Annotated in this window: 9 protein-coding genes, 2 tRNA genes and 1 pseudogene; 5 read left to right on the plus strand and 7 right to left on the minus strand. The window is 53.5% G+C overall.

Annotation, left to right across the window (positions count from 1 at the left end; genetic code table 11):
- A partial coding sequence (locus OEL57_RS09900) for a type IV pilus twitching motility protein PilT (RefSeq protein WP_300740159.1) occupies nucleotides 1-932 on the plus strand: 932 nt, incomplete at its 5' end.
- A gap of 102 nt (nucleotides 933-1,034) precedes the next feature.
- Here the strand turns inward: OEL57_RS09900 and OEL57_RS09905 are convergent.
- Entirely contained in the window at nucleotides 1,035-2,855 is a 1,821-nt protein-coding gene (locus tag OEL57_RS09905; protein WP_300740162.1) for a KUP/HAK/KT family potassium transporter, read from the minus strand.
- 189 nt (nucleotides 2,856-3,044) lie between these two features.
- Nucleotides 3,045-3,689 (minus strand): annotated as a pseudogene (locus OEL57_RS09910) (KUP/HAK/KT family potassium transporter); the annotation flags it as partial.
- A gap of 98 nt (nucleotides 3,690-3,787) precedes the next feature.
- Here OEL57_RS09910 and OEL57_RS09915 point away from each other — a divergent pair.
- The 4 genes from OEL57_RS09915 to OEL57_RS09930 all read left to right on the plus strand — a co-directional run bounded on the left by OEL57_RS09915 (nucleotide 3,788) and on the right by OEL57_RS09930 (nucleotide 6,597).
- Nucleotides 3,788-5,095, plus strand: a complete 1,308-nt coding sequence (locus tag OEL57_RS09915) for an ATP phosphoribosyltransferase regulatory subunit (RefSeq protein ID WP_307726504.1) — start codon at nucleotides 3,788-3,790, stop codon at nucleotides 5,093-5,095.
- A 2-nt stretch (nucleotides 5,096-5,097) separates the two neighbouring features.
- Nucleotides 5,098-6,390 (plus strand): adenylosuccinate synthase, encoded by a 1,293-nt coding sequence (locus OEL57_RS09920; RefSeq protein WP_300740166.1) that lies wholly within the window; start codon nucleotides 5,098-5,100, stop codon nucleotides 6,388-6,390.
- A 47-nt stretch (nucleotides 6,391-6,437) separates the two neighbouring features.
- Nucleotides 6,438-6,513: transfer RNA gene (locus OEL57_RS09925), tRNA-Lys, on the plus strand.
- A 6-nt stretch (nucleotides 6,514-6,519) separates the two neighbouring features.
- Nucleotides 6,520-6,597: transfer RNA gene (locus OEL57_RS09930), tRNA-Glu, on the plus strand.
- A 149-nt stretch (nucleotides 6,598-6,746) separates the two neighbouring features.
- Here the strand turns inward: OEL57_RS09930 and OEL57_RS09935 are convergent.
- The 5 genes from OEL57_RS09935 to OEL57_RS09955 form a co-directional block, all read right to left on the minus strand.
- The gene (locus tag OEL57_RS09935) at nucleotides 6,747-8,051 is read right to left on the minus strand and encodes a pyridoxal phosphate-dependent aminotransferase (protein ID WP_300740168.1); all 1,305 of its coding nucleotides are present in this window, start codon (nucleotides 8,049-8,051) and stop codon (nucleotides 6,747-6,749) included.
- Nucleotides 8,052-8,276: 225 nt separating this feature from the next.
- Complete coding sequence (locus OEL57_RS09940; protein ID WP_300740170.1) at nucleotides 8,277-8,792, minus strand: hypothetical protein; 516 nt, start codon at nucleotides 8,790-8,792, stop codon at nucleotides 8,277-8,279.
- Between the two features lie 47 nt (nucleotides 8,793-8,839).
- The gene (locus OEL57_RS09945) at nucleotides 8,840-9,313 is read right to left on the minus strand and encodes a WbuC family cupin fold metalloprotein (RefSeq protein ID WP_300740172.1); all 474 of its coding nucleotides are present in this window, start codon (nucleotides 9,311-9,313) and stop codon (nucleotides 8,840-8,842) included.
- A complete protein-coding gene (locus tag OEL57_RS09950; RefSeq protein ID WP_300740174.1) occupies nucleotides 9,310-9,669 on the minus strand; it encodes a VOC family protein in 360 nt (119 codons plus the stop codon). Before OEL57_RS09950 ends, OEL57_RS09945 begins: the two co-directional genes overlap by 4 nt.
- A 6-nt stretch (nucleotides 9,670-9,675) precedes the next feature.
- Nucleotides 9,676-10,357: uroporphyrinogen decarboxylase family protein (locus OEL57_RS09955; RefSeq protein WP_300740176.1), on the minus strand; the 682-nt coding region annotated here is incomplete at its 5' end.

Genomic DNA, 10,357 nt, shown 5'->3' on the forward strand with positions numbered 1-10,357 from the left:
AACTTATACCGATTCTGTATGAGATCCTTAACGATGAGCAGAAGGCCCAGTTTGAAACCACCAATGACCTGGACTTTGCCTACGCTGTACCGGAACTGGCCCGTTTCCGGGGCAACATCATGATGACCCACCGTGGCGTAGCAGCGGTCTTCAGAATCATCCCGGCCAAGATCCTTTCCGCAGACCAGCTGAACCTGCCGGAAGGGGTACGGCGGATGACCAACTTCAAAAAGGGGCTGGTACTGGTGACCGGTCCAACCGGGTCCGGCAAATCCACCACCCTGGCCGCCCTGATCGACCTGATTAACGCCACCCGCCCGGAGCATATCCTGACCCTGGAAGACCCGCTGGAGTTCATCCATGAAAACAAGCTATCGCTTTTGAACCAACGACAGATCGGGGCACACACCAACTCCTTCGCCTCGGCCCTGCGTGCCGCCCTGCGGGAAGACCCGGACATCATCCTGGTGGGAGAGATGCGGGATCTGGAGACGATCCAACTGGCCATGAGCGCCGCCGAAACCGGCCACCTGGTCTTCGGCACCCTGCATACCAATACGGCAGCCAAGACCATTGACCGGATCATTGATGTGTTTCCCAAGGAATCACAGGATCAGGTCCGCACCATGCTGTCGGAATCCCTGAAAGGGGTAGTCTGCCAACAACTGCTCAAGACCGCCGAGGGACACGGTCGGGTGGCGGCACTGGAGATCATGCTGGGCACCCCGGCCATTGCCAACCTGATCCGCGAAGGCAAGACCTTCCAGATCCCTTCCATCATTCAGACCGCAAAAAAAGACGGTATGCAGTTGATGGATCAGCATCTGCTGGACCTGCTCAAGACCAGGCAGATCAACCCGGAAGAGGCGTACAAATGCGCCATTGACAAGAAACAGTTTGAGCAGTACCTGCCGCAGATTCCTGCGGTATAACCCACCCCGTCCCTCCCTTGTCAGAAAGGAAGCATAAAAAAACGCCCCACCGGAAAATCTGCGGGGCGCATATAACCTTACTTCAACGAGAACACACTGACTTTACATTTCCACCCTTGTCACCACCCCTTGCAGCTTTGCCGCCGGTAACTTGTTAAACTGCACAAAGTTAGGGGTCAGCTTCTTAATCACAGCAAAGAACTTCCAGACCGGGTTCGTAGTGGTGATATCCTCAATACCGTAGAAAATGACCTTTTCTGTTATCCCATGATCCCTGATAATCTTTTCAATATCAATCAGTTCCATATAGCCAGCCTGGATCTCAAATCCCTCCAACCCCGGCCCCATCTCCTTGGTATGCACGCTTTCAACCCCGAACGGCTCATCGGTCCGCAGGATTGAGATCAAGACATTACGTTCATAGATGATATTGCTGCGGATCACGCAATGCACCAGATAGGGCGGGATCACATCCAACCCCCGCACAAAGAACAGACCGGTGCCGGGTATGTTACGTCCTTTACCAAAGATCTGCTCGTAGGAGACCATGAAGGTCTCCAGATCCAGTGGTTTGAGGGCATGATAAAGCGCCTTCTGCCCCCTGGTCCAAACCATGATGGTGATGAATGGAATAGCTGCCAGAATGATCGACCAGTAAGCGCCGTGGGGGATCTTGGAAAAGGTGGAGGTAAAATAGATCAGGTCAATGGCGCCTACCACTGCAACAATCGGTACCTTCCACTTTTTCATGGTGTGGGAATAGACCATCATCATCATAATGGCGGTGATAGTCATGGAACCGGTCACGGCCATACCGTAGGCTGCAGCCAGATTTTCTGATTTCTGGAAAAAGAACATCACAAAGATCACGGCAGTCATCAGGGTCCAGTTGACCGCCCCGATATAGATCTGGGACTGGATATGGGTGGAGGTGTAATCAACCTTCATCAGCGGCATCAACCGGGTGGTGATCCCCTGGTAGACGATGGAAAACACCCCGCTGATAATCGCCTGGGAGGCGATGATGGTGGCCATGATGGTCAGCAGCAGGAACGGGATATAGAGCAGCGGCGCCTGATGGTTGATCATGGCGAACAGGATATTCTTGGTCTGGCCGCTGCCCAGAATAAAGGCGCCCTGCCCAAGATAGTTGAGATAGAGGGCAAAAAAGACAAAATACCAGGCTCGCACAATCGGCTTGCGCCCCAGGTGCCCCATATCGGCATACAACGCCTCCCCGCCGGTGGCACAGAGGATCACCTCCGACAGCACGATGTAGCCGGCAAAGCCGTTCTGGTGAAAGAACTCAAAGGCGTAATGGGGACTGATCGCCTTGATGATGCCGGGCATACCGGCGATTGAAGCCAGACCGGAGACCATCAGGGCGCCAAAATAAAGGGCCATGATCGGCCCAAAGATCTTTGCCACCTTGTCGGTGCCGCGAGACTGGAAAAAGAACAGGGTAAAGGCGATCAGGGCGGCAATCAACACCAGCAGTGACTGCTTCATACCGGACAGCGAGGGGATCAGCAGCAGACCTTCCACGGCGGAGAGGATCGAGATGGCCGGGGTGATCACGCCATCCCCCAGCAGCAGCGAGACCCCCAGAAAGGAGAGGAACCCGGCAAAGGCCAAAAGCCGCCCCTGCTTGAGCATCTTGATCAGGATCTCCCGCAGGACGATCTCGCCCCCCTGTCCCTTACGCCCCAGAGACATGGCCAGCCAGGCATACTCCACCGTCACCAGGATGGTCATGGTCCAGAACACCAGCGACAAAATGCCGTAGACATTGGCCTCAGTCGGCTTTGTCAGGGTAAAAACAATGGTCAGGGTATAGATAGGGCTGGTGCCGATATCGCCAAACACCAGCCCCAGGGCCTTGATAATACCGCCCCAGAAGGAATCTTCATGTTTGTGGGTCATGCAACATCCTGAGGTACATGTAGTAACGGCAGAACCGTTCTTTTGTGCTTATACCCCAAGACGTTTGATTTGACCAGCCTGCTACATCTCCACCCTCATTACCACCCCTTGCAGCCTGCTGGCAGGCAGCTTGTTAAACTGCACAAAGTTGGGTGTCTGGCGCTTAATGGTGGCAAACAGTTTCCAGACCAGGTTTTCCGACTTTCGGAACACCAGCATGATCACCACCACTGCAATCATCAGCATCCAGTTGATTGAACCTATGTAGATTTGTGATTTCAGATGGCTGGAGGTGTAATCCACCTTCAAAAGCGGCAGGATGCGGGTGGTAATCCCCTGGTAGACAATCGAGAAAACCCCGCTGATCATGGCCTGGGAGGCGATAATGATGGCCAGGATGGTCAGAATCACGAACGGGATATACAGCAGCGGCGCCTGATGCTGCACCATGCCGAACAGGTAGTTCTTGGCATCGGGATGGGAGATGATAAAGGCCCCCTGTCCCAGGTAGTTGAGGTACAGCGCCCAGAAGACGATAGACCAGGCCCGTACAATTGGCTTACGCCCCAGATGCCCCATGTCGGCATACAGCGCCTCACCGCCGGTGGCGCAGAGGATGACCTCAGACAGCACAATGAATCCGGCCAGGCCGTTATGCAGCAGAAACTGCAGGGCGTAGTGGGGGCTGATCGCAAACAACACACTGGGATGGGAGGCCACCGAGACCGCACCTGAAAGCGCCAGGGAGGCGAACCAGACCACCATGATCGGTCCAAAGGTATTGGCCACCTTGTCGGTGCCTTTAAACTGCATCAGAAAGAGGTCAACGGCGATATTCACACAGGCTTTATTTTGACAGAGGCCGGGGGATATGGCATACTCCTCCGGCTTTTGTGTGCCTTAAACAGTTTGCAACCAAGAAAGTGACCAGATTGGACGTAAAAATCGTTGATACCGCCTTGCCCCGTGGTGTAGCTGATTACCTGCCGGGCCGTGCTGCCCGATTGTCGGAACTTGAACAGCAGGTGCTGCGTGTGGCTGCTGCCTGGGGGTTCCAGCAGGTTTTACCCCCTGCACTTGAGTTTGAGGATGTGCTGGCCATCGGGATGGGAGAAGGGCTACGTTCCCGCACCTTCCGCTTTGATGACTGGCAGACCGGTCGTTTACTGGCCATACCACCAGACAGCACCCCGCAAATTGCACGGATTGTCGCCACCCGTTTGAAAGATCAGCCGCTGCCGCACCGGATCAGTTATGCCGGGCGGGTGTTGCGCCATGCAGAGCTGCAAAGCGGTCGCAGTCGTGAGATTATGCAGGCCGGTGTTGAGTTGATCGGTCTTGATTCTCCTGAAGCGGATGCAGAGATGGTGGCCATGGCAGTTGAGGTGATGAACGCTGCCAAACTACGGGATTTTAAGGTGGATCTTGGGCAGGTTGCCTTTTGCCAGGGGGTCTTTGAGGCTTCAGGCCTTGTTGGTGAACCGTTACGGGCCATCCAGCAGGCGGTTGCGTTAAAGGATGTTTCATCGGTGGAAATGCTGCTTGGTCGCTATCCAGTATCTGAGTCGTCTCGTTCAGAACTGATGGCTCTGCCACGATTGTTTGGTGGCTGTGAAGTGCTGAAAGAAGCTGCACGAATTGTTCGTAATGAGCGCTCAAGACAGGCCTTACAGAATATTGTCGAGGTGGTTGAAATATTGGCTCTGCACGGTGTAAGCGACTGCCTGACCATCGATCTAGGAGAAACCCGAGGGCTTGATTACCATACCGGTCTTACCTTTGAAGGCTTTGTGCCGGGGATTGGTGATGCCCTGTTCAGTGGCGGGCGTTATGATGATCTGATTGGCCGCTACGGTTTTGATGCCCCTGCAACCGGCTTCACCTGTAACCTCTTTAGCCTGATGCAGGCGCTTGAGCTTCAGGGGGAGACGCAGCACGAACAGCGTGATCTGCTGATCTTTAACGCAGCTGATGATCGGCGCGAGGCACTTGAGCTGTCCCGCGAACTACGGCAAAGAGGCTACGCCGTAGCACGTGATATCATCAAGCGTGATCTTGAGGCATCGCTGTGCTACGCTGTCCAATCCGGCATACGGGCTGTGCTGGTAATTGGTGACAGCGCGCAAGAACAGGGACAGTACAGGCTGATACAGTCAGCAGATCGCACAGAACAAAACATGACGCGTGAACAGCTTTTGCAGCAGTTTTGCTGCAAAGCTGAAACAATCAGGAGTACATGACAATGGCAAACGTCGTAGTGGTAGGCGCCCAGTGGGGCGATGAGGGTAAGGGCAAGGTTGTTGACATTTATACAGAGTATGCAGACGAGATTGTTCGCTATCAAGGTGGCAACAACGCCGGACATACACTGGTGGTTGGTGACGAGAAGGTGGTGCTGCACCTGATCCCTTCCGGTGTGCTGCATGCTGGCAAGCGTTGCGTAATCGGTAACGGTGTGGTGCTTGATCCTGAAGTGTTTATTATGGAGGTGAACCGACTAAAGGCAGCTGGTCGCCTGCAGGATGACAACACCCTGCTGCTGTCTGAGTCGCTGCATATTATCATGCCGTACCACAAGGCGATTGATATTGCCCGAGAGGCCAAGAGCGGCGATAAAAAGATCGGTACTACCGGTCGCGGTATCGGTCCTTGCTATGAGGACAAGATTGGACGTCGTGGTGTCCGGTTGATGGATCTGATTGACCCGGTGGCTTTCAGCCGTAAGCTGCGTGAAAACCTTGAAGAAAAAAATGCTATTCTGGAACGGCTCGGTGAAGAGCCTCTGAACTATAATGCTATTTATCGTGCCTATCAGGACTATGCTGAGATTCTGAAAAAGTATATGGCTGATACTTCTCTGGTGCTGTCAAAGTCGGTTGCTGCCGGTAAGAAGCTGTTGTTTGAAGGTGCCCAGGGTACGCTGCTTGATGTTGATCATGGCACCTATCCCTTTGTCACCTCATCTTCCACCTGTGCTGGTGGTGCGGCAACCGGTACCGGCGTCTCTCCCCGTGAAATCCACGAGGTAGTCGGTATCTCCAAGGCCTATGTGACCCGTGTCGGTAGCGGTCCGTTCCCTACAGAGCTGCTGGAGGAAACCGGCGAGAAACTACGTCAGGTTGGTGGCGAGTTTGGTGCAACCACCGGCCGCCCCCGTCGGTGCGGCTGGTTTGACGCCATGGTTATACGTTATGCAGTGCGTATCAATGGCCTGACCGGTATTGCCCTGACCAAGCTGGACGTGCTGAGTGATTTTGAGACCATTAAAGTCTGTACCGGATATACCTTTGAGGGGCAGGAGCTTGAAACGCTTCCTGCGAAGCTTGAGACCTTTGAAAATTGTGTGCCGGTTTACGAAGAACTGCCAGGGTGGAATACTGATATTACCGGCGTACGTTCATTTGATCAACTACCTGAAAATGCTATAAAATATGTCAAGCGCTTGGAGGAGTTGGCTGGTTGTCCAATAGTAATGGTTTCGGTTGGGCCACGCCGCGATCAGACTATGATGCTAAAAAATCCGTTTGGTGAATAAAAAATATTGACATCGTCACAAGTTCTGTTGTAAATAGAGATTCCTTTGAGCCGCTAGCTCAGTTGGTAGAGCACCTGACTTTTAATCAGGTGGTCGCCGGTTCGACCCCGGCGCGGCTCACCAACATGCGTCCCCATCGTCTAGCCCGGCCCAGGACACCGCCCTTTCACGGCGGCGACGCCGGTTCAAATCCGGCTGGGGACGCCAAAATAAATCCCGGACATTGTCCGGTTTGAGCACAGAAGCCCACGAGCAATCGTGGGCTTTTCTGTTTGTGTGCGCAATAAATAAAGTCCCCGCCAGAGGCGAGGACTTTATCAGCAATCCATGGAGAGGCCTTTATGCCTTTTACCGTTTCAGGATGCCAGGTATTCTGTAATCTTGCTGGCCAGCGTCCTGTAGATCCGTTCAGTCTCTGCAGGATCACGTTCCAGCAGAGTAACACGAAATCCCTGAAGGCTGGTGGCAAAGGATGAAAGTGGTACCGTGCAGATGCCGGTGGCCGCAAGGGTATAATACACAAAGCGCTTGTCCGGCGATACGCCCGGTTGGTTAACCAGCGACTCAACCAGACAGCGCACCTCATCGTTGTCAATAGGCAGGCTTTGGCTGTTATTTAAAACTCCTTCCTTGAAGGCAACAGCCATATAAAAGGCACCATTGGTGCGGTTAACCAGCAGCCCTGGCACATCCTTAAGGAAGTTGTAGGTGATGTTGCTGGATTTTTCGTACAGGCTGATCCGCTCCTTGAGGTAGACCTGATACTGGGGATGCTGCATGATTGCCGGGATAACTGTTTGCGGCAGTGTGGTGGAGCAGACTTCGTTCATCTTGCTGGTCAGGATCAGGTTAATATATTTGCGGAACTGCTCATCAGACTGACCATTGTAGACCTCAATCCATCCGCAGCGTGAACCGGGCCATGGGAACTCTTTGGAGATCCCCTTCAGAGAGATGGCCGGTACGTCGCCAATCACATCGCTGATCGGCACGGTCTGCTCGCCGTTGTAGACGACGTTGTTGTAAACTTCATCAGAGATGATAAACAGGCCGAACTCTTTTGCAATGGCAACAATCTGCTGCAAGGTCTCTTTGCTGTAGACCATGCCGGTGGGGTTGTCCGGGTTGATGATCATGATGGCACAGACAGCTGGATTGTTTTTGACCTGGCTGCGCAGTTCTGCCAGGTCCGGGCGCCAGCCGTTTTCTGGGTCAAGACGGAAGTGCAGCGAAGGTGCATTGGCGTGTCCGACCTCACCCAAGGTGTGGGTGGTGTAGGAAGGAGATGGCATCAGGACGCGGGCATCAGGAGTCAGGCATCCGTAAATTTTTGCTATGGCATCACCCAGGCCATTGAAGAAAATGATGTCTTCAGGGGTAATCTGTGCGCCACTACGATGGTTGGTGGTTTCACAGATAAACTCACGGGTCTTCAGGACACCACGGGTGTGGCAGTAGCCCCAGGTTTCGTTGTCCATCACCGCCGATGAAACAATTTCCTTCATCCAGCCAGGGATCTGCTCCCCTTTCACGATCGGGTCGCCAATGTTTTCCCAATTAATGGTAATGCCGCATTTTTGAAGTTTCTCGGCAACATTGACAATGTTTCTGATTTCATAGGTCAGTTCACCGGTTCCGGCCGGTACAAGCTGCACACGCATGATTTACCTCCTCCAGTAATAAATTGACGACTAATAATAAAAAACAGCCGCAGGCTGCATGCCTACGGCTGTTCAGTAACGGATGTATCGAAACGATCAGCGGGCAGCAGTAATCTCCGCGGCTGCGTCTGCCGCGGCGGTGATAGCTCGTGCTGCTGCATTGATAGTAGTTAAAGAATACATAGACTGCTCTCTTAACATGTGCAGTAACGGAGCGTCAACGGATTATTTGGATAAAGAAACCTCAAAACCGACCAGTAGGCGTCCATCAGCATCACGCCATCTGATCCAGCCTGCGCTGGCCTGATCAAGCAGGACGTAGGCCCAGTCGCCCTGTGCCATAATCACCTTCATCGGCTGCTTGGTTGTTGTCGGCACCCCTTTGCTGGCACCGGGGCGGGTGACAATCTGGGTCTGGTTCTTCGGGCTATTGCGGAGGAACAAAATCAGCTTGCCTTTCAGATACTGTTCCCATGGGGTGTAGCTCCAACGGCGCTCCTGCATGATCCAGCCGGTTCTGCCGGCATCGTCATGTTCCACCTCAAGCCATTCGCCTTTACGTGCTGTCACCAGCAAGGATGGTGGCTGGTCATTGCCAAGCAACCAGCTATTCAGCTGTTTGATGGCAGATGTCTCAATCCTGCAACAGCGGGCGACGCCGGGATCGCTATAAAGCTGAAGTGCGTCGGTAACACCAACAGAGGAAGTCTGCAATACACCGATACCGCTGTAGGGTCGCATTTTAGGGGCGGCCTGACTCGTGGTACTAAAAAACAACAGGAAGACAATCAGTGTGAGTTGAAAAGCGCGCATAACTGTTGCAGGCAGGCAGTTGAGGCAGGGTCTGTGTCCACTGGTGCCCAGGAAGCGATCTCTGCTTCAGTAAGCGGGATATAGGGGCCTGCCTTTGTTTCAAAAAAAACGGTGCCCGGTGCTAGACTGACAGCCGTATGAAAGATTCCATGGGGAATAGTGATAACGGCCTGATCTGATCCTGCAATCAGCAGTGCGGTCTCGATTACCTCGCCTTTAGCGTCAAAACAGATCACCCCCAGTTGACCACGCAACAAGACAAAACTCTCGTCCTTTTCAGGATCAAGGTGGCAGTGGGGGCGGATGTACGAACCAGGCTCGATGGCGTTCAATAGCCGATGGCAGACAGATTCGTTGGCCGGATGAAAGTTGTGGTTCATCCGCAGGCGTGGAGAAGTCCTGGCCTTTTCTGTCAACTGGTCCAGTAACCGGCAATCTACGGTGATCATTTGGGCATTTCTACCAACGCAAACTGATTGCCGTCAGGATCTGCCACCACCGCCATCTTACCCCAGGGGGATTCTTCCAACGGTTCAATAAATGTTGCGCCGCCTCCTTTCAGACGATCACAGAGCTTGTCGATCCCTTTAACATTCAGGGAGATGCCGGTATAGCGCCCGACCAGTGCCTTGGCGTCATCCTGCAGTGCCAACGCAATGCCAAGGGTGGTGCCGGAGCCGGGAAAAAACTCCATCATCATCTGGCTTTCACCAGCCAACGGCAGACCCAGCAGGTCAGCATAAAAGGTCTTAGCCTTTTGCAGGTCAGTCACAAACAGTACGATATTTTTCATGGAAACGGACATAGGTACTTACCTCTGTGAAAGTCTGTGCACGCAATCAACCATAAATTTGGCGTTTGCAGGCGGTACGGTGGGCAGAATGCCGTGGCCCAGGTTAAAGATATGTCCCGGTCGTCCCCCGTTTTCATCCAGAACCCGTTTGACTTCCTGTTCAATCACCTCGTGGGGGGCATAGAGGGTAGTTGGATCCAGGTTGCCCTGTACCGCCATCTCTGGTCCGAGAATATCGCGGGCAGTACCAAGGTTGATATGCCAGTCCAGTCCCATCACATCACCACCGGCTTTTTGTACGGTTGGCAGCATGGTGCCGGAACCTTTCACAAAATGGATGATCGGCGTCTCTTTACGGTTCAGTCCGTTGATCAGCTTGGTGGTATAGGGCAGAACATATTTTTCATAGTCAGTGGGTGAAAGCACCCCGCCCCAGGTATCAAAAATCTGGATCGCCTGGGCACCTGCCTTGATCTGGGCGTTCAGGTATTCCATATCCATCATGGTGACTTTTTCCATCAGGGCCGCATAGACATCGGGGGCGGCATACATCATCCGTTTAATGGTGGCCCAATCCTTGGAACCTTTGCCTTCAACCATGTAGCAGGCCAGGGTAAACGGGGCACCGCCAAAGCCGATCAGCGGTACCTTGCCAGCCAGCTCCTTGCGCAGAATTTTGATCGCCTGCAGCACATAGGGG

The sequence above is a fragment of the Trichlorobacter sp. genome (assembly GCF_030247655.1).
GTDB lineage: Bacteria > Desulfobacterota > Desulfuromonadia > Geobacterales > Pseudopelobacteraceae > Trichlorobacter.